This window comes from Ochrobactrum sp. EDr1-4 (assembly GCF_049199085.1).
Classification (GTDB): domain Bacteria; phylum Pseudomonadota; class Alphaproteobacteria; order Rhizobiales; family Rhizobiaceae; genus Brucella.
In genome coordinates this window covers 309845-336810 of sequence record NZ_JBLZOF010000001.1, presented here as the reverse complement: position 1 = coordinate 336810, position 26966 = coordinate 309845, and the positions used below count along the sequence as shown (strand labels likewise).

Here is a 26966-nt window from a genome sequence, read left to right as displayed (position 1 = left end):
AACGTCCTGCTGGAAACAGCGTAGATGTTTTTAAACTCTGTCTTTATCGTCTCCCTGAAATCAAGTCCGTTTTGATATCGGCACTGCCTGTCAGGCGTGCTTTATAAACTTCGTAGTTTTCCATAACACGCTGAACATAATTCCGCGTTTCGGAGAACGGGATACGCTCGATCCAGTCGACCACTTCTTCGATCGATTTTCCACGCGGATCACCATATCGTTCAACCCATTCACTCGCTCTGCGTGGACCGGCATTATAGCCCGCAAAGGTCAGTACATAAGAGCCGTTGAAGCGATCAAGCTGTTCGCCAAGGAAATGTGCTCCGAGCGTTGCATTATAAGCTGCGTCACTCGTAAGTCTTTGATCTGAATAGGCCATGCCATTGCGTGTAGCGACGCTTTTTGCTGTTGCTGGCATCAATTGAAGCAAGCCCCGTGCGCCAGCTTTTGAAACAGCACCGATATTAAACTCGCTTTCCTGACGCGCAATTGCATAGGCAAGCGCTTTGCCTGAGCCACTAATATTCGCATTGGCAGGAATAGCACCAACAGGATGCGACAGCGCTCCGACATCTAGTCCACGGAATGCGGCATTTTTTCCGATGCGCAATGCGAGATAATGGTTTTCGTTTTTCTCTGCCATCACCGCAAGAAGTGCCAACTCTCCAACGCTGTTCAACTCTTGTGAGAGTTGCGTGTAAAGTGCTGTCGCACGATTGCCATAGCCAATCTGCTCCAGACGCCTGATGGCGTGCACTGCAGGGCGGCCCGAAAAGCGTATGCGCTCGGCATCTGAAGGCTTTGGATAAGCCAGTTCTGGTGCTTTTTCGTTTAAGCGGGCTGCAGAAAGCTGTCCGTAGAAAGTTGTGCCGAAATGTGCTGAACGACGGTAATATCCCGTTGCGTCGCCACCTGCACCAGCTTCGGCCGCACGACCAAGCCAATAATAGGCACGAGATGCAGAAATGGGCCGCGAGGAAATCTCGGCAATTTTTGCGAAATGCGGAGCTGCAAGTTTCGGCTGCTTGAGCGAGCGCAGCGCATACCAACCGGCATGAAATTCCGCTTCCGCAGCCATTGTCGGTGATTCTGCGGCATGCGCTGCCACAAGCCTGTAAGCGAGCTGAGGCTTATTTATATCCAGAAGTTCGCGCGAGAGAATGCGGCGCTCAACCCACCAGGCATCAGGATCAACCAAAGACGAAGCATCTTTAGGGGCCTTAAGCATGAGAGCAGTGGCGTCATCAAAACGGTCGGCACGGCGCAGATAGCGTATCTGCAAGAATGTATAGACAGGGTTCGAGTGCCATGACTTATCGACATCAGCGATAGCCTTGGCAGTATTCGGAGATTTTTGTGAGAGGGCAGTAAAAGCGTTGTAAAGCGACTGCGCTTGAGCTGGACCCGACAGAAGTTTTGCCGACTGTAAACGATCATTATATAATGAGCGCAAAAGACGACGCTGGTGATCGTCGCGCGTCAGAATGCTAGAAAACTCTTTAAGAACTCTTGCTTCATCTTCAGCAGAGAGGCGCTCTTTCGCCCACCATGGCGCCAGCAGCTGATGTGCTTTTGTTTTGTTGCCATTGGTCATGTGAGCGCGAGCAAGTGCAATCATGCCTTCAGTAGTCTGTGGCTGCGTATTGCCGAAAGTCGCGATAACCGTTGACGCAGGCGCGTCTTCTTTGAAAAGTGCACGTTCTGAATTGCGACGCAAAGCACTCATTCCGGGCCAGCCAGGAAGTTCGGCTGCTGCTGCTGAAATTTCGGAACTTGGCACACCACTTACACCTGAAGTTGCTATCGACCACGTCAAAATTTGGCGGTCGAGCGAACCTTTTGTCATGCCGTTACGATAGGCAATCGCGCCAACGACATCGCGAGAGTAGAGCGCATCAAGACCCGTTTTCAGGGTTCCACTGATTGCTGCAGGGTTCTCAACGCGACTGAACGACGAAGTAATAACCGGGTCCGGCGTGGCAGGTCGTGCTCTTGGTGTGACCAGATTAATAGGGGATTCATGTGAAGCCGAAGGGGCAAATGGGCGCGCAAGCGGAGTTGGAATATCGGTCGGCAAAGATGATTGCGCATAGGCTGCGCCCAGATGTCCCGCAAAAAGCGAGGTAGCAATAATCAATCCGCTCGAGCTGAGCATTCTTTGCTTTAATGACATATCCAAATTTTTCTTACACAGGATCTAACGAGAATAATATGCGTTATTGCGAGTAAATTATTTTTCAAATCGGGCTTTTATAAGCCTGATCAGTGGATGCGTTTGTCTGTCAAAGACTATGATCCTGATGCGTGAAGCATTGGTTAATAAAGAGTTATATTTTCACTTGAATGACAGATTGTCTGTCATGCTGTGCTTCGATGCGTCGGGGTTAGCCATCCAAGCGAAGTCCGCCAAGTTTTTTCTTAAAACTGTCATTTGAAAGCAGATTTGCGCCGCCCCCCCGCTTGCCGGATTTCAACTCCGAGACTATGGTGCATCGCCTTACGGCCATTCTGATATGTTTTTATGTCAGGATTACAACGTGAGGATCGTCTCTATTTCTCAGGAGTTCACTGATGCTGAAAGGCTCGATTACTGCACTTGTCACGCCATTCGATAGTGAAGGAGCGTTCGACGAGAAAGCCTTTCGTGACTTCGTGAACTGGCAGATTGAAGAAGGCACCAAAGGCCTGGTTCCTGTCGGCACCACCGGCGAAACGCCAACTCTTTCCCATGATGAGCATAAGCGCGTTATTGAGGTTTGCATTGAGGTTGCAGCTGGCCGTGTGCCGGTTATTGCAGGGGCAGGCTCGAATAATACCGTTGAAGCAATTGAGCTTGCCCAGCATGCTGAAAAGGCCGGTGCTGATGCCGTTCTGGTCGTGACACCTTATTATAATAAGCCAAACCAGCGTGGCCTATACGAGCATTTCTCTCAGGTAGCGCGCTCGATATCCATCCCGCTCATCATTTATAATATTCCGGGTCGCTCGATTGTCGATATGTCTCCAGAAACTATGGGTGCGCTTGTGCGAGATCACAAGAACATTATTGGCGTGAAGGATGCGACAGGCAAAATCGAACGCGTTTCTGAACAGCGTCTGACATGTGGCAAGGACTTCATCCAGTTGTCCGGAGAAGACGCGACAGCGCTTGGTTTCAACGCGCATGGCGGCGTTGGCTGTATCTCCGTGACCTCCAATATTGCGCCACGTCTTTGCGCGGAGTTTCAGGATGCTTGCCAGGCTGGCGATTATGCAAAGGCGCTGGAATTGCAAGATCGCCTGATGCCGCTGCACAAGGCACTGTTCATTGAACCGAATCCGTCTGGTCCAAAATATGCCTTGTCACGCGTTGGTCGCGTTCAAAACGTTCTGCGTTCTCCGATGGTTACAATCGAAGCAGCTACGGCTCAAAAGATTGACGAAGCTATGAAACACGCTGGTCTCGTGAATTGAGGCTGATAATTTTGCCCGGTTGATTGATTTTTACGCTCTCGCATGTGCGAGAGCGTTTTCATTTCCGGCAATGCGCATTATATGGTGCCATTATGAACAAGCCGAAAAACTCTCCTGCACGCAAGATGGTCGCTGAAAACCGCAAAGCGCGCTACAATTTTGAGATTACCGATACGCTTGAGGCCGGTCTGGTTTTGACAGGCACTGAAGTTAAATCGCTGCGTGCCAATCAGGCCAATATTGCTGAAAGCTATGCTAGCTTTGAGAATGGCGAGTTCTGGCTGATTAATTCATACATTCCGGAATATACGCAGGGAAATCGGTTTAATCACGAGCCGCGACGCTTGCGAAAGCTTCTGATCAGTCGGCGTGAAATGTCGCGGATTTTCCAGTCCGTGTCCCGCGAAGGCATGACCGTTGTTCCATTGAAATTGTATTTCAATGATCGGGGTCGGGCAAAACTCGAAATCGGTGTTGCGCGCGGTAAGAAAAATCATGACAAGCGCGAAACTGAAAAACAGCGCGATTGGAATCGCGAGAAGTCACGTTTGTTACGGGATCGCGGCTGATAAGCTGATTTGAAAAAAGCGCCTTCAGGCGCTTTTTTTATTCAGATATGCACGGACATTTCTGAAAACATCTCTGAACATGGGGTCGGTCAGTTTCCCGGTATTCGTGTTGTACCGCGAGCAATGGTAACTCGAAAATATACGCAGGTCACCAATGTCAGTCTCTTTGTTGTGTCCGAAAGGATGACGCGAAACTGGCGCCCCCATAGCGCGCACAGTTGACTGGTGTGCGATGGTGCCGAGAGTTACAACTGCGTGTAAATTCTTGAAATGTGTGAGCAGAGGGCTGAAAAACTGACGGCAATTGTTGATTTCACTGCCGACTGGTTTGTTTTCGGGTGGAACGCATCGCACGGCATTCACAATGCCTGCATCGACGAGCCTTAGACTATCATCGGGTCTGGCTTCAAATTTGCCGGTAGCAAAGCCAAACTCGCATAATGTACTATAAAGAAGCTCGCCTGCATAATCACCCGTAAAAGGACGCCCTGTACGGTTTGCACCCCGTAAACCGGGAGCCAAGCCTACAATCAGAAGCTGTACATCGTCATCGTGCGGGGGGAGAAACGGTGAAACCGGCGCATTGTGCCATTCAGGCTCTTTGCGCCGCCACTCTTCAAGAAAGGCATGAAGCCTTGGACAGATTGTACAGTTTGGAGAGGGTTCAAAAATCATAGCCCTGCATGAACTGTACAATCATTGTCGTCAATAGTCGTCGTCTTGATCGTCATCCTGACGACGTGCCTGCTGCGGACGCTCGGATGGGTCGCGACCAATTTCTGCCTTTAGCGATACGAGATCGATAAAATGATCAGCCTGGCGGCGTAGTTCGTCAGAGATCATCGCAGGCTGAGTGGTCAGCGTTGAGACTACTGAAACTTTACGACCCTTACGCTGCAGCGCTTCAGCCAGCGACCGGAAATCACCATCGCCCGAGAAAATAACAAAATGATCGACGGTATCGGTCAACTGCATGGCATCGACGGTGAGCTCGATGTCCATGTTGCCCTTCACCTTGCGGCGCCCCGTAGAGTCCGTAAATTCTTTTGCTGCTTTGGTAACGACCTTATAGCCGTTGTAATCAAGCCAGTCGATGAGCGGACGAATCGACGAATATTCCTGATCCTCAACCAGAGCGGTATAATAATAAGCACGAAGCAGATAACCGCGTTTCTGGAATGCTTTCAAAAGTTTGCGGTAATCAATATCGAAACCGAGTGTCTTTGAAGCAGCGTATAAATTTGCACCGTCAATAAATAGCGCAATTTTTTCACGAGAATCGAACATCGTGCAATATATCCACTCTGCGGTCGATTGGGGGAGTGGGCCTGCGACCGCGTATTCAGATTTGTTTCTTAAACGGCGAATGAATTCATTTTTACAAATGACCTTTATTGCGTTCTACGGGGATATTGTAGAAAAACAAGCAACCAATGGTTGTTATTTGCTATAACTCAATTACCTATGCGAGATATTTTCTTAAAGCAATTCGAAAACGTCGAAAATCTATTGTTCCGATTTGAGCCATGCTGTGTATTTGTCAGACAGATTGATGAATTTTCAACGAAAAACCTAGGTTTTAAATCTAAAAGAACGCCATATGCGCTTTTGCTTGAAATTTCATCGCACAAGCGTTATGTCGAAGGAAAATTCGTTATAGTTTTAAGAGATGAAAGGGACCGCCTATGGCCCGCGTCACCGTTGAGGACTGCGTAGATAAGGTCGAGAACCGTTTTGAACTGGTTCTTCTGGCCGGTCACCGTGCACGACAGATCTCCCAGGGTGCTCAGATCACGATCGATCGTGATAATGACAAGAATCCTGTCGTTGCTCTGCGTGAAATCGCTGACGAAACACTTTCGCCAGATGATCTTAAAGAGGACCTGATCCACTCGCTTCAGAAGCATGTTGAAGTTGATGAGCCAGAAGCTGCTGCACCTGCTCTGATCGCTGACGCTTCAGAGGCTCTGGCTGAAGGCATTGCTGAAGCTGGTGAAGACGATGTTGTCACTTTCGACCGTATGTCGGAAGAAGAGCTTCTTGCTGGTATCGAAGGTCTTGTTGCACCTGAGAAGAACGACGACTTCTAATCGTCTGTCTGTTACCCAATGTTTTGTGCGCTGTAGCCGATGAGGCTGCGGCGCATATTTTTATCTACCTGAATAGCGATGTTGGGGCTTTTAAGTCACAGCTATGCGCTTTCGGCTATGAATTCGCCTGAAAATTAAGCCTGTTTTCAGAAAGCAGGTTCAGAAACTTGCAAAATATTCTATTTTTTAGCGAGTTCTGGTCAGAATGACCGCTGTTTATGCGTGTGATGTGAGGAGTTTCTGTAAATGATGCGCCAATATGAGCTTGTGGAGCGTGTGCAGCGATACAAGCCTGACGTGAATGAGGCGCTTCTTAATAAGGCATATGTTTATGCCATGCAGAAGCACGGCAGTCAGAAGCGCGCATCCGGCGACCCGTATTTTTCTCATCCTCTGGAAGTCGCAGCTATTCTCACAGATATGCATCTGGATGAAGCAACGATTGCGATTGCGCTGCTGCACGACACGATTGAAGACACGACTGCGACGCGGCAGGAAATAGATCAGCTTTTTGGACCAGAAATTGGAAAGCTCGTTGATGGTCTTACCAAGCTTAAAAAGCTAGATCTGGTCTCTAAAAAGGCCGTACAGGCCGAGAACCTGCGTAAGCTCCTTCTCGCGATCTCAGAAGACGTGCGCGTGCTTCTGGTCAAGCTCGCTGATCGCTTGCATAACATGCGTACGCTTGGCGTTATGCGTGAAGATAAGCGCCTGCGCATTGCTGAAGAAACGATGGATATTTATGCGCCGCTCGCTGGCCGCATGGGTATGCAGGACACGCGTGAAGAGCTTGAAGAGCTAGCATTCCGCTATATTAACCCGGATGCGTGGCGCGCAGTTACTGATAGACTTGCGGAACTTCTCGAGAAAAACCGTGGGCTTTTGCAGAAGATTGAAGAGGATCTCTCTGAGATTTTTCAGAAAAATGGCATTAAGGCGAGTGTTAAAAGTCGCCAGAAGAAGCCATGGTCGGTTTTCCGTAAGATGGAAACTAAGGGGCTGTCGTTTGAGCAGCTTTCCGATATTTTCGGTTTCCGTGTTATGGTTGAATCGACGCAGGATTGCTATCGCGCACTTGGCTTAATCCATACGACCTGGTCGATGGTTCCGGGCAGGTTTAAAGATTATATTTCTACGCCAAAACAAAACGATTATCGTTCGCTGCATACCACAATTATCGGTCCTTCACGCCAGCGTATCGAACTGCAAATTCGCACGCGTGTTATGGATGAAATTGCAGAATTCGGTGTTGCCGCCCATTCTATTTATAAAGATCGAGGCAGCGCCAGCAATCCGCATCAGATCTCGACAGAGACCAATGCTTACGCATGGTTGCGCCAGACTATCGAGCAGCTTTCTGAGGGTGACAACCCGGAAGAGTTTCTGGAGCATACCAAGCTGGAACTGTTTCAGGATCAGGTCTTTTGCTTCACGCCGAAGGGCAGGCTTATTGCTTTGCCACGCGGCGCAACGCCAATCGATTTTGCCTATGCCGTTCACACGGATATCGGTGACAGTTGCGTTGGTGCAAAGGTTAATGGCCGCATCATGCCTTTGATGACTGAGCTGAAAAACGGTGATGAAGTCGACATCATTCGCTCCAAGGCTCAGGTGCCGCCTGCCGCATGGGAATCTCTTGTCGCGACCGGTAAAGCGCGTGCGGCTATCCGTCGTGCAACGCGTTCGGCTGTTCGCAAACAGTATTCCGGTCTTGGCATGCGTATTTTGGAACGTGCTTTTGAACGCGCCGGTAAACCGTTCAGCAAAGATATACTTAAACCGGGCTTGCCACGATTGGCACGCAAAGAGGTTGAGGATGTTCTGGCCGCAGTCGGTCGCGGTGAGCTTCCTTCGACAGACGTTGTGAAGGCAGTTTATCCCGATTATCAGGATACGCGCGTCACCACACAGAATAGTCCTGCGAAAACCGGCGAAAAAGGCTGGTTTAATATTCAGAATGCCGCGGGCATGATCTTCAAGGTGCCAGAAGGTTCGGAAGGTGCGCATGATGCCAAAGCAGACGTAGGTGAGAAGCCGAAACGCAAGGCAGTGCCAATTCGCGGTACAAATTCGGATTTGCCGGTGCGCTTTGCTCCGGAAGGTGCGGTTCCGGGTGATCGCATTGTCGGCATCATGCAGCCCGGTGCAGGTATTACGATCTACCCAATCCAGTCACCTGCATTAACGGCATATGACGACCAACCAGAGCGTTGGATCGACGTGCGCTGGGATATTGATGAGAGCATGCATGAACGCTTCCCTGCACGCATCAGCGTCTCTGCAATCAATTCTCCGGGGTCTCTTGCAGAAATTGCGCAGATCGCAGCCGCAAATGATGCGAATATTCATAATCTCTCAATGGTGCGAACAGCACCTGATTTTACTGAAATGATTATTGACGTTGAAGTGTGGGATCTTAAACATCTCAACCGCATCATTTCTCAATTGAAGGAAAGCACGAGCGTCAGCGGCGCAACACGTGTGAATGGATAGGCAAAATGAAAACTGAAGACGTTCTTGGTGTTTTCCGCGAAGCGGGAGCAATTCTTGAAGGCCATTTTATTCTGACTTCTGGCCTTCGGAGTCCTGTGTTTTTGCAGAAAGCACGCGTTTTCATGCATGCCGATAAGACTGAGAAGCTTTGCAAGGCACTAGCGGAAAAAATCAAGGCAGTCGATCTTGGACAGATCGACTATGTGGTCGGTCCGGCGATTGGCGGCCTTATTCCGTCATACGAAACCTCGCGCCATCTGGGTGTGCCATCTGTTTGGGTCGAACGTGAGAACGGCACGTTCCGTTTGCGTCGCTTCGACGTGCCAAAAGGCTCGCGTGTCGTAATCGTGGAAGACATCGTCACAACTGGCCTGTCGATTCGCGAAACCATCGATTGCATGAAGGATATTGGCATTGAAGTGGTAGCTGCTGCCTGTATCGTTGATCGTTCGGCAGGCAAGGCCGACGTCGGAACGAAGCTTATCGCGCTTGCTGAATATGAAGTGCCAGCCTATTCGGCTGACAATCTGCCGCCAGAACTGGCTGCAATCCCTGCAATAAAGCCGGGTAGCCGTAATATTTAAGCATTTTTCTCAGTAATTCCGACGCAACGTGGTGTAATTTACACCCTGCGTCGAAATTGCGCTTTGCGGTATTTGTTTGTCACCCTTAATTTAGGGGGACGAGCGCAGATATGCTCATCCCCCAATCTAGGAACTTGCTGTGGCTGTTGCCCCGCTTATTTTCGATCAAAAATCCCCTTACAGGGCTCCGTGTGGCGTTTGCGTTGATTGCGATGTACGCCGCATGGCCGTCTGCTCTGCGCTTGATGATGGCGATCTGGGTGCGCTTGAAGCTATCATGACGTCCAAGAAGCTCGACGCCAATGAGATGCTGGTCGAGGAGGGCGATCCGAAACGCCGCGTTTTCAGCCTCACGTCGGGAATGCTGCGGATTTATACCTCTTTGCCAGATGGTCGTCGTCAGATTGCAGGTTTCCTCGTTCCGGGAGATTATCTTGGCCTTGCTGATGATGAGGTTTACTCTCAATCGGCTGAAGCGGTTACCCCATCTGTCCTTTGTGCATTTTCAACAAAGGAAATGGATGGTTTGATGGATAGGTTTCCAAGGCTGAAAGAGCGTCTCTATCAGATGACGCGAGAAGCGTTGCGCACCGCACGCGATAATCAACTGGTTCTCGGTCGTCTTGCGCCGGTGGAAAAGCTTGCGAGCTTTCTTCTCGTTCTTGCCGCTAGATCCGAAAAGCGCGGGGGCAAGATGAACCTGGTTCATCTTTCGATGAACCGTACTGATATTGCGGATTACCTCGGTTTGACAATTGAAACAGTCAGCCGCAGCTTCACCAAGCTGAAAACGCAGGGTCTCATACAGCTGATCGATTCAAATACAGTCGAGATACTCTCCAGACGTTCGCTTGCATCGGTGGCGGGCATCGATCCAGAAAATATTTGATCCCAACTTCTTAGTTTGTGTTTCGTTGATTTAAATCAATGAAGGTTGCCGGAATGCCCTCTACATCTGATCGTGCAAGTTGAGGCAGCGTATTTTACCGCTGTCCAATGATAACGAGGTGATCAGGTGTCGTTGTGGCTGGCAATAATCATATCCGCTGTCATGTGTGTGGGCTTCCTTGCCGCATCATGTCTGCTTGCCCAGCAGAATGCCCGTCTTCGTCCAGCGCGCGTAAAGGTGAGAAGCTCTCGCCAGATCGTCAGGAGCGGGGAGCGCGACCATCATGCATGAAGATACGATAAGACGTTATGCGGCGCTGGCCGTTCCTCGCTACACTTCGTTTCCAACAGCTGTAGATTTCACCCCGACTACCGCAGACAGCACAAAACGCTGGTTGCGCCAAATCGGCCCGGAAGAAAGCGTTTCGCTTTATATCCATGTGCCGTACTGCAAAGAGATTTGCCACTATTGTGGCTGCCATTCAAAAATGGCCGTCCGCGAGGATGTTATCGAGAATTTCGTGACCGCTCTTTTGAGTGAGATCGAAACTGTAAGTGCAAGCCTGACGGCTCGGCCGCAGGTCGTGCATTTACATTGGGGTGGGGGCACTCCTTCAATTCTGCATGCAACGCAGTTCAAACGCATTATGGCAGCCCTTGCTTTGGCGTTTGATTTCCATTCCGATATGGAACATGCGATTGAGCTTGATCCGCGGACGGTCAATCCAATTCTGGCAAAGACCTTGTCATTGATGGGTGTTAACCGCGCAAGTCTTGGCGTGCAGGATGTTAATGCTGATGTGCAGATGGCTATCGGCCGTGTGCAGCCTATTGAAACTGTTGCCAGAGCCGCAATGCTGCTTCGCGAAGTCGGTATCAACAGGCTTAACTTTGATCTGATTTATGGTCTGCCGCTCCAGACTGTAACCAGTCTGCGTGAGACTTGTGAACGTGTGATGGAAATGAAGCCGGATCGCATTGCCTGTTTCGGCTATGCGCATCTGCCGCAGCGCCGTGCCAATCAGCGATTGATTGATGAAAGCATTCTGCCCGATGCAGATGAACGTTTTGCACAGGCAAGTGCTGTAGCTGAAAGCTTTATCCGTCACGGCTATCAGGCCGTTGGTATCGACCACTTTGCTTTGCCAGATGATACGCTGGCCATTGCGGCTGAAAATGGCACGCTGCATCGTAATTTTCAGGGCTATACGACAGATCGTTGCAATACGCTGATTGGTTTTGGCCCGTCGTCCATTTCGCAATATCCGGGGGGATATACGCAGAATATTTCTGATGTGGGGCAATACAGCAAACGTGTTGGGGCGGGGGATTTTGCCACGGTGCGGGGCTATACGATGCGAGACAGTGATCGTCAGCGCGCTGGAATTATTACAGCACTGATGTGTAACTTCCGCGTTGATCTCAATATGGCTGCACCGGGCGTAGAATTTTCTGACGAATTAGCTCTGTTGCGTCCGCTGGTGGCTGATGGGCTGGTGGAAGTGCAGAACGGTGTCATCACTGCGACAGAACACGGCAAACCGCTGATCCGGCTCGTTGCTGCAACATTTGATGAGTTTCGCAGAGAAACGATGCACGGCTTCAGTTTCGCCGTGTGAAGAAGAATATGCGCATGTTGCAAATAATATCGCAACATGCGCCAGAACAAAGAAATAGAGTTGATAATCCTCTATTTCATAGCTGCCGCTGCACCGGGCCGTCAAAAGGTCAGTGGCTCAGGAGCACCGTTCGTTGGGGGATGAGCGGTGCTCCACTTTTTTCTAGGCTTTGCTTTATCGGGCCTTCTGCATTTTCGGCAGGAAGATTGTTAACAGGCCGAGCAGCGGAAGATACGAGCAAATCTTATAGACAAACTCGATGCTTGTGCGGTCTGCAACAATTCCGAGAAGTGCTGCAGCAATACCTGCCACACCAAATGCCAGCCCAAAGAACAATCCTGAGACCATACCAACGCGTCCGGGTAACAGTTCTTGCGCAAAGACAATGATTGCCGGGAAAGCCGAAGCCAACACAAAGCCGATAATGATCGTCAGAACCGCTGTCACTTCCAGATTTGCATAAGGCAAAGCCAGTGTGAAAGGCACGATACCGAGGATCGATACCCAGATCACGGTGCGTGTGCCGATCTTATCACCGATAGGGCCACCAACAATCGTTCCGGCTGCAACTGCACCAAGGAACAAGAAAAGCAGCAACTGCGATCCCTGAACGGTCACACCAAAATGGCTGATCGTATAGAAGGTGTAATAGCTGGTGAGGCTAGCCATATAGACGTATTTGGTGAAGATCAGCATGGCGAGCACCGAGATCGCCATGATTACGGTCTTGCGTGGCAATGGCAGCGTCGTGTCGGCCTTTGGTTTGCTTCTATTTGCAATATTGTGCTGGTTGTACCAGTTGCCGACATACCAGAGCAGCGCCATACCAATCAGTGCCGCAATTGAAAACCACGATACACTGGACTGACCGAAGGGCAGCACGATGAAAGCTGCAAGCAACGGTCCGATCGACGAGCCGAAATTGCCACCCACCTGAAACATTGACTGCGCGAAACCATGGCGTCCGCCTGAGGCCAGACGTGCCACACGTGCGGCTTCAGGATGGAATACCGACGAACCGAAGCCAATGAATGCAGCGCCAAGAAGCAGGAAGGTGTAGTGATGTGCCGATGCAAGCAAGATTAGACCAACCAGTGTGCAGCCCATGCCAAAAGGCAATGAGTAAGGCATCGGACGACGATCTGTATAAATGCCAACGATAGGCTGTAGGATCGAAGCGGTCACCTGAAAGGTAAATGTGAGCAAGCCAATCTGCCAGAATGATAGGCTGTAATTATCCTTCAACATTGGATAAATCGCTGGAAGCAGCGACTGCATCATGTCGTTGAGGAAATGGCCCATGCTTGTGGCCAGAATAATGGCGAGAACCGTATTGTTCGCCGCACTGTTTGATGGCTGCTCGGCAGCACTCGTGCTCATAGTCCTACTCCGAAGATAATTTGGAACGGGCTTTTCCCGCAAAGTTGTGAGGTCAGCTCAGAAAACAAATTCGCATGTTTTCGAATATTTCTAACCTGACCATCTAATAATCATATTGTTTCGCGCCTGCTTTCGTGATTTGGTCCATTACTTTCGAGAGTGGGCCAAAGCAGATGAAGCCGAAATCGCCGCCACAATCATTGCTGATGGGTAATGAGGACCTGCAAAGGTTCCACGAACAGCGTATAACCATGCTGGAAAATCTTGGCGGGCCGGTCATTGCACTGCCGACAAAATATCCCGATGGCTATTTTGTTCCGCAGCACAGCCACAGCCGGGCGCAGCTTTTAAGCGCTTCCCATGGTGTGGTGCTGGTGACCACTGACGCCGGACGCTGGATGATTCCCGGCGATCATGCGATGTGGATTCCTGCGGGCGTAAAGCATTCGGTCGAAATTATCGGCGATGTGCTGATGCGTTCAATCTATATAGCCGTCGATGCGATTTCAGGTGTGCCGGATTATCTGCATGTGGTGGGCATGACTGATCTGATGCGGTGTCTTATTATCGATGCGACCGCCTCCGACAGTATTCCCGAGCCGGAAAGTCGTAACGCTCTGGTGATCGAACTGATCCTGCGAGACTTGCATACATTACCGCAAAGATCCCTTGGTTTACCCTTTCCTGCAGATGTGCGGTTGCAAAATCTCTGCCGTCAGTTTGTAAAAGCACCTCGCGCGCGCGCGACAATCGATGATTGGGCGGATAAAATGGCGATGAGCAGACGCTCTTTTACGCGTCATTTTCAGCGCGAGACCGGTGTCAGCCTTTCAGTCTGGCGTCAGCAGGCCTGCCTTTTTGCAGCCGTTCCTCGTTTGACGGAAGGCGAGGCGGTAACAAGCGTGGCGCTTGATCTCGGATATGACAGTGTGTCTGCCTTTACGACAATGTTTCGCCGTATGCTGGGTGTATCGCCGAAGTTCTATTTACCGCGTATGCATGCGGCGTCTGTTGAAGAACGTGATAAACTGTCTTCCGCGATGGTTGAATAATAACAATTGTCTCAATGCATCGAGCGCAGTATGAGAAGCCATGTTGTTTCAACGCCGAAATCCTCCGACCCGCCGCGAGCGTCTTAGAACGCTGGTGTGGCCACGTCGCTCTTTTGCCCGCTCGTTTAAGTATGGCGGCAAGCGTGTGCTGCGCATTACAGCGTCACCCCATGCAGTTGCTGCTGGGTTGGCTGTTGGCGTCTTTTCGGCTTTCACACCGTTTTTCGGCTTTCATCTCATTATAGCGATTGTTCTGGCTTATTTTCTTGCCGGAAACATTGCTGCCGCTGCACTTGGTACTACGCTTGCCAATCCACTGACGCTTCCGTTCATCTGGGGCAGCACTTACGAACTTGGCCGCTTTGTGATCAGCGGAGACATTCAAAGCGCACCGCCGTTACATCTCGGTCATGCGTTGCAAACAATGAAGTTCGGTGAAGTCTGGACGCCTTTGCTAAAGCCTATGCTGTTCGGATCGACAATCCTTGGAGCCATTTTTGCTGTGATTGCCTATTTCGTCACACGGTTTGCGGTCACTGCATTTCGTCGACGCAAGCTTGAGCGGCTCGCCGCAAAACATAACATGGCTAGCAAGCGGGAGCCGCAGAAAATATGATTATCGGCATTGGCAGCGATCTCATTGATATTCGCCGCGTTGAAAAGACCCTCGAAAAACATGGTGATCGTTTTATCCAGCGTGTTTTTACAGAGGTTGAACAGGCGAAATCAGAGGCCCGCAAACAACGCGCTGCATCTTATGCTAAGCGTTTTGCCGCCAAGGAAGCCTGTTCCAAAGCACTTGGTACCGGACTTTCCAACGGCGTTTTCTGGCGTGATATGGGTGTGGTCAACACACCTTCAGGCAAGCCGACTATGAAACTGACTGGTGGTGCGGCGGAGCAATTGCAACGCTTGTTGCCAGCAGGCAAGCGCGCCGCCATACATCTGACAATTACCGATGATTTTCCTCTCGCGCAGGCCTTCGTGATTATCGAAGCCCTTTCAGAAACAGAATAGTGCATGTTGCGCGATAGCAGCATACGCCAAAACAATTGCGATTGTGTCAGGTAAACTCCTGCTCATAATCGTGCGAGGTAATGGTGAGCGGATTGCTTCAAGCAATTATACTCGTTATTAGATCGCACATCGGCAAGCGGAGATACAATGAGCGTGTCCAGCAAAAGTGAAACTAAAAAATCGGGTGGCATTGGCGAAACCATCAGCGTTATCGTCCAGGCGCTGCTGCTGGCGCTGGTTATCCGCAGCCTGCTTTTCCAGCCATTCAGTATTCCGTCCGGCTCAATGCGCCCGACGCTACTGGAAGGCGATTATCTGTTTGTGTCGAAATATGCCTATGGCTATTCGCGCTATTCACTGCCTTTTGGCCTCGACCTCTTCAACGGTCGAATCTGGGGTGCAGAACCCAAGCGCGGCGACGTTGTGGTTTTCAAGCTGCCAAGCGACACCAATATTGACTATATCAAACGCGTGATTGGCCTTCCGGGTGACCGCGTGCAGATGCGCGGCGGCGTGCTTTATATCAATGATGTTGCTGTTAAGCGCGACCGCGTAGGTACCATTGATAATCCGGATGTGACGGAAGTTAATCGTCCGGTTGAGGTCTATCGCGAAACCCTGCCAAATGGTGTGACTTACGACACGCTTGACCTCGCACCAAATTCTATTGGTGATGATACCCGCGTATTCGAAGTGCCTGCCGGTCATTATTTTATGATGGGTGATAATCGCGATAACTCGCTCGACAGCCGTTTTGGTGTTGGCTACGTGCCTTACGAAAACCTGGTCGGTCGCGCCAATATCATCTTCTTCTCGATTGCCGATAAGGCAAGCCCGCTCGAAATCTGGAAATGGCCGTCTGACGTACGTTTCAGCCGTCTTTTCACTTGGGTAAGTGGTGAGCCGCACACTGCGGTAACCGGAAACTGAAATGGTCTCCACAGATAAAGCAGCACTGATTCTTGAGGAGCGGACAGGTCACCGTTTTCTTAATCTGAAACGGCTTGAGCGTGCGCTCACGCATTCCAGCGTACAGGCACCATCGCGCGCCAATTATGAACGACTGGAGTTTCTCGGCGACCGTGTGCTCGGTCTTGTGGTTGCCGAAATGCTTTTTAATGCATTTCCCGATGCGCCAGAAGGCGAAATGTCCGTGCGTCTGAATGCATTGGTCAATGCTGAGACCTGTGCTGCAATTGCCGATGAAATCAAGCTAGCAGATCTCATTCATACAGGTTCAGACATTAAATCGCTGAATCATCAGCGATTGCTCAATGTGCGTGCTGATGTTGTCGAAGCAATTATAGCAACGATTTATCTGGATGGCGGGTTAGAAGCTGCACGCGGATTCATTAACCGCTATTGGCAAAAACGCTCGTTGGAGACTGGTGCAGCGCGACGCGATGCGAAGACAGAGTTACAGGAATGGGCACACCAGCAGGGCAATGTGCACCCAACCTACAATATTTTGAGTCGTACTGGCCCGGACCATGATCCCTCATTTACGGTTGAGGTTTCGGTCAAGGGGTTTAAAGCTGAAACTGGCGAGGGGCGCTCCAAGCGCATTGCCGAGCAAAGTGCGGCTGAAGCGATGCTTTACAGAGAATCTGTCTGGAAGCGTGACAGCTCCAACTAATGCGAAATTCAGCATTCATTTGAATAAAATTCAGCTATAATCAGACTAACAGCGACTTATGCGGGTTTGTCGCGCTGGCAAATTGGTTTGGGCGAAGCCCAATCTATGCCAACACCATGAGAAGAGTAATTCCAGCGAAAGTGGGGACCAGTTTCCGTTCGGAATTGCGCAAACAAAATTGAGGCTCTCGCATTGATGATAAGCGAGAAGGCTCACAAAAGGATACGAAATGAATACTCCGACGATGCCGGCAAACGGCGAAAATGAAACCGGGCAGACCCGTTCTGGCTTTGTGGCGCTGATTGGAGCGCCAAATGCCGGAAAATCCACGCTGGTTAACCAGCTGGTGGGCACCAAGGTTTCCATCGTCACGCATAAGGTCCAGACAACCCGTGCGCTGGTACGTGGTATCTTTATCCATGATCAGGCACAGATTGTACTCGTCGACACACCCGGTATTTTCCGTCCGAAGCGCAGGCTCGACCGCGCCATGGTCACGACTGCATGGGGTGGCGCAAAGGATGCTGACATCATTCTCGTTATTCTTGATGCGCAGGGTAGTCTGAACGAGAACGCGCAAGCGCTGCTCGAAAGCATGGCCAATGTGCGTCAGAAAAAAGTGCTGGTACTCAACAAGGTCGATCGCGTTGATCCGCCTAAGCTGCTTGAGTTGTCGCAGAAGGCCAATGAAATCGTTGCCTTCGACAAAACCTTTATGATCTCGGCGCTCAATGGGTCCGGCTGTAAAGACCTTGCAGCGTTTTTGGCAGAAACTGTTCCAAATGGTCCTTGGTATTACCCGGAAGACCAGATTTCTGACATGCCGATGCGTCAACTCGCGGCGGAAATTACGCGCGAAAAGCTTTATCTGCGCTTGCATGAAGAATTGCCTTATTCCTCTACGGTTGAAACCGAAAGCTGGGAAGAACGCAAAGATGGCTCGGTGCGTATCGAGCAGGTCATTTATGTCGAGCGGGAAAGCCAGAAGAAGATTGTGCTTGGTCACAAGGGCGAAACCATCAAGGCAATTGGACAGTCTGCACGCAAAGAGATCAGTGCGATTCTTGAGCAGAATGCGCATTTGTTTCTGTTTGTGAAAGTACGCGAAAACTGGGGCAATGATCCTGAGCGTTATCGTGAAATGGGCCTCGCTTTCCCGAAATAATCGAGACCAAAGAAGATATGGAATGGCGTGATCGCCGCGCATAATTCGGAAAGTCTCTGACTTTCTTTTTAATCATGCGCAAATTGAGAGTCTGGTAAACATTTACCCATGGAATGGCGCGATGAGGGCATAATTCTCGGCACACGACGACATGGCGAGACAAGCGCGATTGTCGAAGTGATGACCCGTGAACATGGCCGTCATATGGGTATGGTGCGCGGCGGGCGATCCCGCCGCATGCAGCCTCTGCTGCAACCCGGCAATCATGTCGATCTGACGTGGTGGGCAAGACTGGATGAGCATATGGGCTCATTCACCATCGAGCCGCTGGGCTTTGCTGCAGCGCGTCTGATCGAGACGCCAGTCGCACTCTATGGTATCCAGCTTGCCGCTTCTCACTTGCGATTGCTGCCTGAGCGTGATGCGCATGGTGGTCTGTACGAAACGCTTCGCCTTATTATCGAGCACTTTGACGATCCGCTTGCCTCGGGTGAATTGCTGCTGCGTTTCGAAGTCATGATGCTTGAAGAGCTGGGCTTTGGCCTTGATCTAAAAGAATGTGCTGCAACAGGTGTTCGCGAAAATCTGATTTATGTATCGCCTAAATCGGGTCGCGCAGTCTGTGGTGACGCTGGTGCGCCATGGGCAGACAAAATGCTGCCGCTTCCAGCTTTCGTCAACAACACCGCGTTGCGCGCATCTTGTTACGATGATCTCAATGATGCATTCAGAATGACCGGCTTTTTCTTCCTGCGGCATGTGTGGGAGCCGCGCGCGCAGACGCCGCCGGATTCACGTGGCGGCTTTCTCAATGCCATATCGCGCATAGTCAGTCTGCAAGAGGCAGGCTGAACACTTCGCCTTCAAAGGCTTCCTGCCCGCGTCCGATTGCCTTAATCGCGGCAACCATACGGCCATCCCTTCCAAGCATATCATCTGCAAGCGAAATAAGCTGTATATTGGGTGTTGCTGAGGGTGAAAGTTCCCGCAACTTTTGTGCAAGTGCTGTTTCGTCAAGGTTGGGATCAAGCGCCAAGGCTATAATGTAAGCACTTGCAGTTGAACGCGAAACACCGGCATAGCAATGGATCAGCAGTGGCTTTGCGCGATCGCCGTGGCCCCATTTTGATGCAAAAACCAGCAACGCTCTGACGTGGCCTTCATTGGGCATAGTTAGCCCGTCGCGTGGTTCTGTAATGTCGTTGAATAGCAGACTGAGCCTCTCTGCCTCACCGGGCAGGGCAGGCAAGGGGTGACTGCTGAGCGTTACGATATGACTTGGCTGATGCAGTGCAATCTGCGCTTCAAGCTTCGATACCGGACTGACGACGATATAAGCCAAAGCCTATCCTCTTCTCGCCTGTTCCAGCAAAGCAAAACGCGCCAGAAAATCGTTCTGCACATCCTGGGTCGGACGTGGTGTCAGTTCAAGCCCGGCAGGATCAAAGCCGCGTGGACGACCAAAATACTTGGTGGCTTCCGCTTCGCTAAACCCTGCAAGCCTTGTTGCCTCGAAATAGGCTGCGACTTTATCAGCGCGTTTGATCAGCTTTTTGAGCGATGCAGAAATCGAAGCAGGCAATGAAAAGCGGACATGAATTGCGCGTTCGAGCCGGTCTTCAATGAGTTTGTAATTGCCACCCATAACCGCCTTGAACGGTGAAATCATGTCGCCGATCACATATTCAGGCGCGTCATGCAGAAGGGTCAACATCTGCCATTCAATGCTTGCATCAGGGACAAGCCGGTTGAAAATCTGCTCAACCAGCATTGAGTGTTGGGCTACGGAATAGGCGTGCTCGCCCACGGTCTGCCCGTTCCAGCGGGCGACTCGTGCGAGACCATGTGCGATGTCTGTAATCTCAACATCAAGCGGCGAGGGATCAAGCAGGTCTAGCCTGCGTCCCGATAACATACGCTGCCATGCCCGTTCTTGTCCCGATGAACGATCTACTGCTGCCATCAGGCTTTGTCCGTGTCAGCGGTTGGGAATGTGAAGCGCACATGCGGTGGCAGCTCTAACCTGATTTCGATTTCACCGGCCAGAATTGGTGTGCCGGAATCAATCGCATCCTTCACCCGATCAATGCGAACAAGTGCCAGACCGATCTTGCCGGAGGAACTACCAAGTGTTCCGATATCGCGTCCGCCGACTGTAACCGGCGTACCCATTGCGGGAAGGCGCGCATCAGATTTGGTGATCAGCACACGTCGCCGCGGCGTGCCGCGATGTTGCATACGTGAGACAACTTCCTGTCCGATGAAGCAGCCTTTTGGAAACGTTACGCCGCCCGTCTGGTCGAAATTAACGTCATGCGGAAACACGTCATTATAGGCAAAATCGACTTCGCCTTCGGCAATGCCATATTCGGCACGAAGTGCTATCCATGCACTTTCGTCGCCGATTTCACCTGCCTGTCCATAAACGCGGGTAACATGCAGTTCTGCTGGAAACCGTGAATCGTGCTTAATTGAATCGCTTTCTGAGGAATCTGAATCACTCCCCCAGAAAACGCTCACAAGTGATTCTGGTGATTGGGTAATTTCTGCTTTGGCGCGCAAGCGATAGAGTGTCATACGCTTGGCAAAATCAGCGGCAATGCTTGCGGTCATATCAAACCGAAGCCCATTTTCAATGCGCGAAACAAGGAAGTCGAACATGATTTTGCCTTGTGGTGCCAGCAATGCACCGGGCTTCAGGTCGTCGGCACCGAGCTTGTCCAGATTGGTAGTAATCACAGCCTGCACGAATTTTTCCGCATCTTCGCCTGTGATGTGAACCAGTGCTCTGTTGGAAAGATTGATCGTTTCCGCTACCGTCGCCATCGCTTCTTCCTTGCCTTTATAATCATCGTTACGTAAGCCGCATTGAAGACGCTCGCAAGCCCCATCAAGCCAGCAGGAGACAACAATGGCCCATACGTTCGATACGATCCTGAAAGGTGCAACCATCGTCAATCATGACGGCACCGGTCAGCGCGACATTGGCATTCGTAATGGGCGCATAGAGGCAATTGGTTCTCTGTCAGCAAATTCTGCGGGTGAAGTGATTGACTGTACCGGCCTGCATATCCTGCCGGGTGTGGTTGATAGTCAGGTGCATTTCCGTGAGCCGGGTCTTGAACACAAGGAAGATTTGGAAACCGGTTCGCTGGCTGCCGTTCTTGGCGGCGTGACCTCGGTGTTTGAAATGCCGAATACCAAGCCGCTGACAACCACTGCTGAAACGCTGGAAGACAAGATTCGTCGTGGCCGTCATCGTATGCATTGCGATTTTGCCTTCTGGGTCGGCGGCACGCGTGACAATGCAAAAGACGTAGCTGAACTTGAACGCTTGCCGGGGGCGGCTGGTATCAAGGTCTTCATGGGTTCATCAACCGGCGATCTGCTGGTTGAGGACGATGATGGTGTTCGCTCAATTCTCAAGAACACGCGCCGTCGTGCGGCGTTTCATTCCGAAGATGAGTTTCGTCTGAAAGAACGAGAAGGCCTGCGTGTGGCAGGTGATCCGTCGAGCCATCCTGTTTGGCGTGACGAGATTGCGGCACTGCAATGCACCGAACGTCTGGTGCGGATTGCGCGGGAAACCGGCGCACGCATCCATGTGCTGCATATTTCAACTGCCGAAGAAATCGACTTCCTTCAGGGTCACAAAGACGTGGCAACCTGCGAAGCCACCCCGCATCACCTCACATTGTCAGCAGATGAATATGCAACGCTTGGCAACCTTATCCAGATGAACCCGCCTGTGCGCGACAAGCGCCATCGTGACGGTATCTGGAAAGGCATTGATCAGGGCATTGTCGATGTTCTCGGTTCTGATCATGCGCCGCATACGCTTGAAGAAAAGCAGAAGCCTTATCCTGCATCACCATCCGGTATGACCGGTGTTCAGACGCTGGTGCCGATCATGCTTGATCATGTCAATGCCGGTAAGCTTTCGCTGGAGCGCTTTGTCGATCTGTCGAGCCACGGCCCGAACCGCATTTTCGGTATGGCACGCAAGGGGCGTATCGCCGTTGGTTATGATGCTGATCTGACAATCGTTGATATGAAGCGCCGCGAAACGATCACCCATGAGCAGGCAGGCTCTAAAGCTGGCTGGACGCCTTATCATGGCAAGACTGTCACCGGCTGGCCGGTTGGCACTTTTGTGCGCGGGATCAAGGTTATGTGGGAAGCAGAAATCATCAACCCGAACAAGGGTGAGCCCGTCGAGTTTCTGGAAGCATTGCCGCCACGCGGATAATGCTTTGGCGTGAAATGTCCCATCTTTGTCCGAGGTGGGGCTTTCAGCTTATATTGCAGGCGCTATCGTCTCCTTGTATAGTTTTACATGGAGCGTGAAATGTCCGCTAATGATACTGCACTGCTGGTTGTCGATGTTCAGGAATCTTTCCGTCATCGTCCATATTACCGCGATGAAGAGGTTGCCGCTTATATTGAGCGGCAACAGGCGCTGATTGACGGTGCCAAGCGCAAGGGCATACCGGTTGTGCAGATTTTTCACGTCGAGGATAGCGGCCCGTTTTCGGAAGAATCGGGCAATGTGAAAACACTCGCACCCATTGCCTATGAACCCGATGCGACCTTTCGAAAGCGCCGTCATAGTGCGCTGGTCGGCACAGACCTTGATGTCTGGCTCATCTCCAGAGGCATTAGGCGGGTTATTGTTTCCGGTATCCGGACTGAACAGTGCTGTGAGACCACCACGCGTCAGGCATCCGATCTTGGTTTCGATGTTGATTTTGTAGGCGAGGCAACGCTGACATTTCCAATGACGGATGTGAATGGACACGAATGGAGTGCAGCGGAAATTCGTGCACGCACAGAGCTTGTTCTCGCAGGTCGTTTTGCCCGTATTGCAACAGTAGAGCAGGCTCTTGAAGGCATTGCTGAACAGAAGGCTGCATGAACCAATCCGCTGACAGTCTGAAAACTATTCCCGTGTTTGTCGTTATCCCGCCGCGCACGCTTTTGCTCGACGTGGCGGGACCGATAGAGGTTTTACGCAAGGCTAATCTCGAACAAAGCTCCATACAGTTTGATGTGCACTATATCGGTCCATCTGAAGAGGTCACGAGTTCGATAGGGCTGTCAGTTGCCAATATTTCACCGCTGCCAGAAGCCTTGCCCGATGATGCGCTTGTCGTCATTTCGGGTTCTGCCGATGTGCCGATGGGCGGTGCTGTCACTAGCCGCGACGATGACGCAATTCTGGAGGCGCAAATTGTCAGCTGGTTGCGCCGTACAATTCGCCTCGGTGTAAAGCTGGTTTCCATCTGTTCCGGCGCGTTGCTTGCAGCGCGTGCGGGACTGCTTGAAGGCTATGAGTGCACAACCCATCATATGGCGATTGAGGAACTGCACCGATTAGCGCCGACGTCACGCGTGTTGCAAAACCGGCTGTTTGTGGAAGATCGCGACAGGCTGACAAGTGCCGGAATTACCGCAGGCATTGATCTCATGCTGCATATTGTGGCTGAGATGGCAGGGCATGCACTTGCATTGTCGGTGGCGCGTTATCTGGTGGTTTATCTGCGCCGTAGTGGCAATGATCCGCAGCTTTCACCATGGCTTGAAGGCCGCAATCACATGCACCCGGTTGTGCATCGTGCGCAGGATGCGATTACTGGAAATCCGGCAGAAAACTGGTCTGTTGAAAAATTGGCTGAGGCCAGTGGCGCAAGTCCACGCAATCTGTCGCGCTTGTTCAATGAACATGCTGGGATGAGTGTCACAGATTATGCAAACAGGCTGAAAATAAGCCTCGCCCGCGAAATGCTGGCGAATTCTGGTTTGGATATGGAGAGTGTTGCGGAACGCTCGGGCTTTGCCTCGACAAGGCAGTTCCGCAGGGTATGGGAGCGGGTTTATGACTTCCCGCCCAGAGCATGTCGCGGAAAAGTGGGAACCGGTTTTCCGGTAACGATATGCGTAAAAGGAATGAGATAGAGCAACTGCTTGCTCTATCGACGTGCGAATTACTGCAACACCCGCTGCGGCAGGAATGTACCGGCGATAATCTGTTCGCGCATTTTCTCGATTAGTTCGAGGGCCGAATCTTCACCGGCCTCGCGCATAAGCTCTGTAAGCGCTGTCGTAAAAGCTGCTTCGGCTAGAATCTCAGGCTCAATGCCTTCGGAAATGCCATCCGCCCAAGCCTCATTCTGGTATTCAATCGCCACAAGCTTTTTTTCGCGGGCGATCATCTCGTCCAGATCGGCTGGCATATAATCCATTGGTTTCATCCCGGCTTGCGCCCTTCTGGCTCTTCAAATGACCTCTCACCGAAATCGGGAGCACGAACACTTGTGCGGCCTTCCTATCATTTAAGACAGTGTTAACAGATTACTGCGGATTTAAATGAGGCATTTGCAGTCCATCCGCATAAGACTGAAGAATTGGTTAATTTCCATAGCGCGAGATAAGCTCGTTAGACAAGCTTTCTCCCTCTTTCATATAGCGATCAATCGCCGCAAGTGCGGAGGGCGTGCAGCGTAGATAATTGTTGCTGAAGGCGCGATAGCCATGGTTAAAGCTTGAAATAAGCCGAACGCGTTCGCTCTCATCAGGCTTTTCAGTGGCAATGATCGCGTCCATGCGTTCGCGCCACTCATTGCTGGTTTCTCCGCACAGATTGCGCAGATAGTGCAGTGAACCAAGCACCTCTGCCAGTCTTTGCATTTTGCCTTCATAAGGAGTGTTTTGCGCAGCAAGGGCCGGGGAAGCCATACCCAGCCATAAACTGATTACGATCAGCGAAAGCGTGTTGCTTCTCAAACTTAAACCCTTCTTTCAGACCGCCTTTTTGCTCGCAAACATGGCCACTTCAAGATGCGCTGCTGATCAATAGCTGAGTTGGTCTTCTTCTTCCGCCACCGAGCGTGCAACATCCACCGTGCTGTCGGTTACGTTAGCTTCTGCCATTTCATCAATCGTCAGCCAGTGGATGGCTGCAGCATCATCACCAGCCTGTTCAACGCCCGAAATATCGAAAGCGCGATAGACCGAGAGGAAATAGCTCTTTGCATAGGCTTTGCCCTCAAGTGCCAGATCAACTGTAATTACATGACTTAGCGAGCCAGCACTGAGTGCGGTTTCCTCTTTTAGTTCCCGGTGCGCTGCTTCTTCGGGCGTTTCGCCGGCTTCTATGCCCCCACCGGGGAAGGCCAGCCAGCCCTTCCAAGGCTCTTTTCCACGTTCAACCAGCAAAAAACGACCGTCGCGCCGACAGATCAGCGAAACGCCATGAATTTGAAGCGGAGCGGGAATGACGGGAACTGTGACCATATGCAAGATATGATCCGACCAGCTTGTTTTGGCAACCGCAAAGCGCACTTGACCAATCATGCAAAAGTCTGAACATGGCCGCTATGTGTGGACGTTTTTCTTTGACTGCAAACCGCGAGGAAGTCGAAGCATTGCTCGGTGCAATGATCGATGAAGACTTTCCGCCGCGCTATAATATTGCGCCGACCCAGCCGATCTTGTCCGTTCTGGCAGGAGAAACACCGCCGCAGGGAAGTAACAGGCCTGACCGAACCGGCATGCTGGTGCGCTGGGGATTTGTGCCGTCATGGGTGAAAGACCCGAATGACTGGCACCTTGTGTTCAATATTCGCTCTGAGACGGCGGCTGAGAAAAATTCTTTCCGCGCAGCGCTCAATCATCGGCGCGCGCTGATTCCCGCTTCCGGATTTTATGAATGGCGGCGTGAGGGAAAGAACAAGGCGCAGGCCTATTGGATCAGGCCGCGCAACGGCGGCATTGTTGCTTTTGGCGCGCTGGTCGAGACGTGGAGCAGTGCAGACGGTTCGCAAATCGATACCGCAGGCATTCTCACCACAGGCGCCAATGCTCTCTTGCGTCCGATCCACGAACGCATGCCTGTGGTGGTGAAGCCTGAAGATTATGCTCGCTGGCTTAACTGCAAGACTTTGCTTCCGCGCGATGTTGCCGACATTATGCGGCCAGTTCAGGATGACTTTTTCGAAGCCATTCCGGTGTCTGATAGGGTCAACAAAGTCGCCAATACGTCACCTGATGTCCAAACCCGCGTCGAAGAGGTATTGGACATTGCACGCGTACCTAAAACAGGTAAGAAGAAGATTGATCCGGATGAAAAATCCGACGGTCAATTGTCAATGTTCTGATTCTATTTTCAGGAAAACAACGTGTTATCAGCAGCTTTCTCGGGCTTTTTCCTTGGTGCGTCTCTCATCATCGCGATTGGAGCACAAAACGCATTCATTCTGCGGCAGGGATTGTTGCGGCAGCACGTATTCATTCTCTGTCTGATTTGCGCGCTATCGGATGCGATTTTGATCATCGCAGGTGTGGCAGGTCTCGGAACGCTGATTGCCCAGTCACCAATGCTCATTTCATTTGTAACGCTTGCTGGTGCGGCTTTTCTGTTTTGGTATGCGTCGGTTGCTTTTCGCCGTGCATTTCATCCTGAAGCAATGCAGGTAAAATCAAGCGGTAGTGTCAACCTTAAGGCGGCGGTCGCTACCTGTTTGGCGCTGACATTTCTCAATCCGCATGTTTATCTGGATACGGTTGTGCTGCTCGGAAGTCTTTCCGCTCGCTTTCACGACGAAGCCCGCGCTGCATACGGTGCCGGTGCAGTCATAGCCTCGTTTACGTGGTTTTTTGCGCTCGGCTATGGGGCGCGCCTTTTGCAGCCAATTTTCGCAAAACCGGCTGCCTGGCGCGTGCTGGACTGTATCATCGGCGTCGTTATGACACTGATCGGCCTAAGCCTGTTAGTCCGCTTTTTTAACAGCTAGTATTGAGTTGCTGTTGCTTGGGCGGCGCGTTTCGTTTGCCCGCGCATTTTTGTTCATCAAGGCTGCAACCAGAACGGCCGGTCCGATCGCACGATACTGGTCAATGAGCTTGTCTTGTCGTGGTTGCAGTTCATTTTTAGGCATTGTTCCATCCTCTTCCAAATTACGCTCACTATTTTGTGATTGATTGGGACGGAATGAAGGCTGTTTGGAGCCGGTTTTAGGGAA

General features: G+C 51.2%; 30 protein-coding genes. 19 read left to right on the top strand and 11 right to left on the bottom strand.

Features of this window, described 5'->3' with window-relative positions; genetic code table 11:
* Window positions 1-43 precede the first annotated feature (43 nt).
* Window positions 44-2155, bottom strand: coding sequence for a lytic transglycosylase domain-containing protein (locus ACOZHT_RS01735; protein ID WP_421565281.1), 2112 nt, complete (start codon window positions 2153-2155; stop codon window positions 44-46).
* 416 nt (window positions 2156-2571) lie between these two features.
* Here ACOZHT_RS01735 and dapA point away from each other — a divergent pair, with 416 nt between their 5' ends.
* Complete coding sequence (gene dapA / locus ACOZHT_RS01730) at window positions 2572-3453, top strand: 4-hydroxy-tetrahydrodipicolinate synthase (protein WP_339508194.1); 882 nt, start codon at window positions 2572-2574, stop codon at window positions 3451-3453.
* Between the two features lie 92 nt (window positions 3454-3545).
* Window positions 3546-4022 carry an SsrA-binding protein SmpB gene (gene smpB, locus ACOZHT_RS01725; protein WP_310010628.1) on the top strand — a complete coding sequence of 159 codons (477 nt, stop codon included), beginning with the start codon at window positions 3546-3548 and terminating at the stop codon, window positions 4020-4022.
* 24 nt (window positions 4023-4046) lie between these two features.
* Here the strand turns inward: smpB and ACOZHT_RS01720 are convergent, their stop codons facing one another.
* Together ACOZHT_RS01720 and ACOZHT_RS01715 are read right to left on the bottom strand one after the other, a co-directional pair.
* Window positions 4047-4697, bottom strand: a complete 651-nt coding sequence (locus tag ACOZHT_RS01720) for a uracil-DNA glycosylase (RefSeq protein ID WP_339508195.1) — start codon at window positions 4695-4697, stop codon at window positions 4047-4049.
* A gap of 30 nt (window positions 4698-4727) precedes the next feature.
* Window positions 4728-5309, bottom strand: coding sequence for an NYN domain-containing protein (locus ACOZHT_RS01715; protein ID WP_339508196.1), 582 nt, complete (start codon window positions 5307-5309; stop codon window positions 4728-4730).
* A 398-nt stretch (window positions 5310-5707) separates the two neighbouring features.
* Between ACOZHT_RS01715 and rpoZ the strand changes: the two genes are divergently transcribed.
* From rpoZ to hemN, 5 genes are all read left to right on the top strand, one after another.
* Window positions 5708-6112 carry a DNA-directed RNA polymerase subunit omega gene (gene rpoZ, locus ACOZHT_RS01710; protein ID WP_339508197.1) on the top strand — a complete coding sequence of 135 codons (405 nt, stop codon included), beginning with the start codon at window positions 5708-5710 and terminating at the stop codon, window positions 6110-6112.
* 246 nt (window positions 6113-6358) lie between these two features.
* Window positions 6359-8605, top strand: a complete 2247-nt coding sequence (locus tag ACOZHT_RS01705; RefSeq protein ID WP_339508199.1) for a bifunctional (p)ppGpp synthetase/guanosine-3',5'-bis(diphosphate) 3'-pyrophosphohydrolase — start codon at window positions 6359-6361, stop codon at window positions 8603-8605.
* Between the two features lie 5 nt (window positions 8606-8610).
* Complete coding sequence (gene pyrE, locus ACOZHT_RS01700; protein WP_421565280.1) at window positions 8611-9189, top strand: orotate phosphoribosyltransferase; 579 nt, start codon at window positions 8611-8613, stop codon at window positions 9187-9189.
* 223 nt (window positions 9190-9412) lie between these two features.
* Entirely contained in the window at window positions 9413-10078 is a 666-nt protein-coding gene (locus tag ACOZHT_RS01695) for a helix-turn-helix domain-containing protein (protein ID WP_339508202.1), read from the top strand.
* A 283-nt stretch (window positions 10079-10361) separates the two neighbouring features.
* Window positions 10362-11696 carry an oxygen-independent coproporphyrinogen III oxidase gene (gene hemN, locus ACOZHT_RS01690; RefSeq protein ID WP_339508204.1) on the top strand — a complete coding sequence of 445 codons (1335 nt, stop codon included), beginning with the start codon at window positions 10362-10364 and terminating at the stop codon, window positions 11694-11696.
* Window positions 11697-11870: 174 nt separating this feature from the next.
* Here hemN and ACOZHT_RS01685 read toward each other — a convergent pair whose 3' ends face one another.
* Entirely contained in the window at window positions 11871-13076 is a 1206-nt protein-coding gene (locus ACOZHT_RS01685) for an MFS transporter (RefSeq protein ID WP_339508206.1), read from the bottom strand.
* 173 nt (window positions 13077-13249) lie between these two features.
* Between ACOZHT_RS01685 and ACOZHT_RS01680 the strand changes: the two genes are divergently transcribed.
* The 7 genes from ACOZHT_RS01680 to recO all read left to right on the top strand — a co-directional run bounded on the left by ACOZHT_RS01680 (window position 13250) and on the right by recO (window position 18798).
* Window positions 13250-14128, top strand: a complete 879-nt coding sequence (locus tag ACOZHT_RS01680; RefSeq protein WP_421565279.1) for an AraC family transcriptional regulator — start codon at window positions 13250-13252, stop codon at window positions 14126-14128.
* Window positions 14129-14168: 40 nt separating this feature from the next.
* Entirely contained in the window at window positions 14169-14744 is a 576-nt protein-coding gene (gene bspA, locus ACOZHT_RS01675; RefSeq protein ID WP_339508208.1) for a type IV secretion system effector BspA, read from the top strand.
* Window positions 14741-15145, top strand: a complete 405-nt coding sequence (gene acpS / locus ACOZHT_RS01670) for a holo-ACP synthase (RefSeq protein ID WP_339508210.1) — start codon at window positions 14741-14743, stop codon at window positions 15143-15145. The genes bspA and acpS overlap by 4 nt, the downstream gene beginning before the upstream one ends.
* Window positions 15146-15292: 147 nt before the next feature.
* Window positions 15293-16075 carry a signal peptidase I gene (gene lepB / locus ACOZHT_RS01665; RefSeq protein ID WP_339508212.1) on the top strand — a complete coding sequence of 261 codons (783 nt, stop codon included), beginning with the start codon at window positions 15293-15295 and terminating at the stop codon, window positions 16073-16075.
* A 1-nt stretch (window position 16076) separates the two neighbouring features.
* Window positions 16077-16781 carry a ribonuclease III gene (gene rnc, locus ACOZHT_RS01660; RefSeq protein ID WP_339508214.1) on the top strand — a complete coding sequence of 235 codons (705 nt, stop codon included), beginning with the start codon at window positions 16077-16079 and terminating at the stop codon, window positions 16779-16781.
* Between the two features lie 229 nt (window positions 16782-17010).
* A complete protein-coding gene (gene era / locus ACOZHT_RS01655) occupies window positions 17011-17946 on the top strand; it encodes a GTPase Era (protein WP_339508215.1) in 936 nt (311 codons plus the stop codon).
* Between the two features lie 108 nt (window positions 17947-18054).
* On the top strand, window positions 18055-18798 hold the full coding sequence (gene recO / locus ACOZHT_RS01650) for a DNA repair protein RecO (protein WP_339508217.1): 744 nt from the start codon (window positions 18055-18057) through the stop codon (window positions 18796-18798).
* Here recO and ACOZHT_RS01645 read toward each other — a convergent pair.
* The 3 genes from ACOZHT_RS01645 to ACOZHT_RS01635 are packed head-to-tail and all read right to left on the bottom strand — an operon-like array spanning window position 18776 to window position 20772.
* Window positions 18776-19288: a tyrosine phosphatase family protein gene (locus tag ACOZHT_RS01645; RefSeq protein ID WP_339508219.1), complete on the bottom strand. Its 513-nt coding sequence runs from the start codon at window positions 19286-19288 to the stop codon at window positions 18776-18778. The two genes, recO and ACOZHT_RS01645, sit on opposite strands and share 23 nt — an antisense overlap.
* Window positions 19289-19291: 3 nt before the next feature.
* Complete coding sequence (locus ACOZHT_RS01640) at window positions 19292-19909, bottom strand: HD family hydrolase (RefSeq protein WP_339508221.1); 618 nt, start codon at window positions 19907-19909, stop codon at window positions 19292-19294.
* Window positions 19909-20772: a folate-binding protein YgfZ gene (locus ACOZHT_RS01635; RefSeq protein ID WP_339508223.1), complete on the bottom strand. Its 864-nt coding sequence runs from the start codon at window positions 20770-20772 to the stop codon at window positions 19909-19911. The genes ACOZHT_RS01640 and ACOZHT_RS01635 overlap by 1 nt, the downstream gene beginning before the upstream one ends.
* A gap of 85 nt (window positions 20773-20857) precedes the next feature.
* Between ACOZHT_RS01635 and ACOZHT_RS01630 the strand changes: the two genes are divergently transcribed.
* The 3 genes from ACOZHT_RS01630 (at window position 20858) to ACOZHT_RS01620 (ending at window position 23901) form a co-directional block, all read left to right on the top strand.
* Window positions 20858-22195, top strand: coding sequence for a dihydroorotase (locus ACOZHT_RS01630; protein ID WP_421565278.1), 1338 nt, complete (start codon window positions 20858-20860; stop codon window positions 22193-22195).
* 99 nt (window positions 22196-22294) lie between these two features.
* Window positions 22295-22861: an isochorismatase family protein gene (locus tag ACOZHT_RS01625; protein WP_339508226.1), complete on the top strand. Its 567-nt coding sequence runs from the start codon at window positions 22295-22297 to the stop codon at window positions 22859-22861.
* Window positions 22858-23901, top strand: a complete 1044-nt coding sequence (locus ACOZHT_RS01620) for a GlxA family transcriptional regulator (protein ID WP_421565277.1) — start codon at window positions 22858-22860, stop codon at window positions 23899-23901. Before ACOZHT_RS01625 ends, ACOZHT_RS01620 begins: the two co-directional genes overlap by 4 nt.
* 29 nt (window positions 23902-23930) lie before the next feature.
* Here ACOZHT_RS01620 and ACOZHT_RS01615 read toward each other — a convergent pair whose 3' ends face one another.
* The 3 genes from ACOZHT_RS01615 to ACOZHT_RS01605 form a co-directional block, all read right to left on the bottom strand.
* Window positions 23931-24188, bottom strand: coding sequence for a hypothetical protein (locus ACOZHT_RS01615; RefSeq protein ID WP_339508229.1), 258 nt, complete (start codon window positions 24186-24188; stop codon window positions 23931-23933).
* Window positions 24189-24354: 166 nt separating this feature from the next.
* Entirely contained in the window at window positions 24355-24681 is a 327-nt protein-coding gene (locus ACOZHT_RS01610) for a TIGR02301 family protein (RefSeq protein ID WP_339508906.1), read from the bottom strand.
* Between the two features lie 114 nt (window positions 24682-24795).
* Window positions 24796-25239 carry an NUDIX hydrolase gene (locus tag ACOZHT_RS01605; protein ID WP_339508907.1) on the bottom strand — a complete coding sequence of 148 codons (444 nt, stop codon included), beginning with the start codon at window positions 25237-25239 and terminating at the stop codon, window positions 24796-24798.
* 83 nt (window positions 25240-25322) lie between these two features.
* On the opposite strand from ACOZHT_RS01605, the gene ACOZHT_RS01600 reads away from it, so the two are divergent.
* Window positions 25323-26102: an SOS response-associated peptidase gene (locus ACOZHT_RS01600; RefSeq protein ID WP_339508908.1), complete on the top strand. Its 780-nt coding sequence runs from the start codon at window positions 25323-25325 to the stop codon at window positions 26100-26102.
* A 21-nt stretch (window positions 26103-26123) separates the two neighbouring features.
* Window positions 26124-26738 (top strand): LysE/ArgO family amino acid transporter, encoded by a 615-nt coding sequence (locus ACOZHT_RS01595; protein ID WP_421565276.1) that lies wholly within the window; start codon window positions 26124-26126, stop codon window positions 26736-26738.
* On the opposite strand, the gene ACOZHT_RS01590 is transcribed toward ACOZHT_RS01595, so the two are convergent.
* Entirely contained in the window at window positions 26715-26882 is a 168-nt protein-coding gene (locus ACOZHT_RS01590) for a hydrolase (protein WP_339508233.1), read from the bottom strand. The genes ACOZHT_RS01595 and ACOZHT_RS01590 overlap by 24 nt on opposite strands.
* Window positions 26883-26966 lie beyond the last annotated feature (84 nt).

Bases quoted from the DNA above. Each gene is read 5' to 3' on its own strand.
- rnc (WP_339508214.1), top strand. From the start codon at position 16,077: ATGGTCTCCACAGATAAAGCAGCACTGATTCTTGAGGAGCGGACAGGT.
- ACOZHT_RS01680 (WP_421565279.1), top strand. From the start codon at position 13,250: ATGAAGCCGAAATCGCCGCCACAATCATTGCTGATGGGTAATGAGGAC.
- dapA (WP_339508194.1), top strand. From the start codon at position 2,572: ATGCTGAAAGGCTCGATTACTGCACTTGTCACGCCATTCGATAGTGAA.
- ACOZHT_RS01600 (WP_339508908.1), top strand. From the start codon at position 25,323: ATGTGTGGACGTTTTTCTTTGACTGCAAACCGCGAGGAAGTCGAAGCA.
- ACOZHT_RS01630 (WP_421565278.1), top strand. From the start codon at position 20,858: ATGGCCCATACGTTCGATACGATCCTGAAAGGTGCAACCATCGTCAAT.
- ACOZHT_RS01610 (WP_339508906.1), bottom strand. From the start codon at position 24,681: ATGGCTTCCCCGGCCCTTGCTGCGCAAAACACTCCTTATGAAGGCAAA.
- rpoZ (WP_339508197.1), top strand. From the start codon at position 5,708: ATGGCCCGCGTCACCGTTGAGGACTGCGTAGATAAGGTCGAGAACCGT.
- acpS (WP_339508210.1), top strand. From the start codon at position 14,741: ATGATTATCGGCATTGGCAGCGATCTCATTGATATTCGCCGCGTTGAA.
- ACOZHT_RS01695 (WP_339508202.1), top strand. From the start codon at position 9,413: ATGGCCGTCTGCTCTGCGCTTGATGATGGCGATCTGGGTGCGCTTGAA.
- ACOZHT_RS01640 (WP_339508221.1), bottom strand. From the start codon at position 19,909: ATGGCAGCAGTAGATCGTTCATCGGGACAAGAACGGGCATGGCAGCGT.
- hemN (WP_339508204.1), top strand. From the start codon at position 10,362: ATGCATGAAGATACGATAAGACGTTATGCGGCGCTGGCCGTTCCTCGC.
- ACOZHT_RS01625 (WP_339508226.1), top strand. From the start codon at position 22,295: ATGTCCGCTAATGATACTGCACTGCTGGTTGTCGATGTTCAGGAATCT.
- ACOZHT_RS01605 (WP_339508907.1), bottom strand. From the start codon at position 25,239: ATGGTCACAGTTCCCGTCATTCCCGCTCCGCTTCAAATTCATGGCGTT.
- lepB (WP_339508212.1), top strand. From the start codon at position 15,293: ATGAGCGTGTCCAGCAAAAGTGAAACTAAAAAATCGGGTGGCATTGGC.
- ACOZHT_RS01705 (WP_339508199.1), top strand. From the start codon at position 6,359: ATGATGCGCCAATATGAGCTTGTGGAGCGTGTGCAGCGATACAAGCCT.
- smpB (WP_310010628.1), top strand. From the start codon at position 3,546: ATGAACAAGCCGAAAAACTCTCCTGCACGCAAGATGGTCGCTGAAAAC.
- bspA (WP_339508208.1), top strand. From the start codon at position 14,169: ATGTTGTTTCAACGCCGAAATCCTCCGACCCGCCGCGAGCGTCTTAGA.
- ACOZHT_RS01635 (WP_339508223.1), bottom strand. From the start codon at position 20,772: ATGGCGACGGTAGCGGAAACGATCAATCTTTCCAACAGAGCACTGGTT.
- ACOZHT_RS01685 (WP_339508206.1), bottom strand. From the start codon at position 13,076: ATGAGCACGAGTGCTGCCGAGCAGCCATCAAACAGTGCGGCGAACAAT.
- pyrE (WP_421565280.1), top strand. From the start codon at position 8,611: ATGAAAACTGAAGACGTTCTTGGTGTTTTCCGCGAAGCGGGAGCAATT.
- ACOZHT_RS01590 (WP_339508233.1), bottom strand. From the start codon at position 26,882: ATGCCTAAAAATGAACTGCAACCACGACAAGACAAGCTCATTGACCAG.
- ACOZHT_RS01720 (WP_339508195.1), bottom strand. From the start codon at position 4,697: ATGATTTTTGAACCCTCTCCAAACTGTACAATCTGTCCAAGGCTTCAT.
- ACOZHT_RS01615 (WP_339508229.1), bottom strand. From the start codon at position 24,188: ATGGATTATATGCCAGCCGATCTGGACGAGATGATCGCCCGCGAAAAA.
- ACOZHT_RS01620 (WP_421565277.1), top strand. From the start codon at position 22,858: ATGAACCAATCCGCTGACAGTCTGAAAACTATTCCCGTGTTTGTCGTT.
- recO (WP_339508217.1), top strand. From the start codon at position 18,055: ATGGAATGGCGCGATGAGGGCATAATTCTCGGCACACGACGACATGGC.
- ACOZHT_RS01715 (WP_339508196.1), bottom strand. From the start codon at position 5,309: ATGTTCGATTCTCGTGAAAAAATTGCGCTATTTATTGACGGTGCAAAT.
- ACOZHT_RS01735 (WP_421565281.1), bottom strand. From the start codon at position 2,155: ATGCTCAGCTCGAGCGGATTGATTATTGCTACCTCGCTTTTTGCGGGA.
- era (WP_339508215.1), top strand. From the start codon at position 17,011: ATGAATACTCCGACGATGCCGGCAAACGGCGAAAATGAAACCGGGCAG.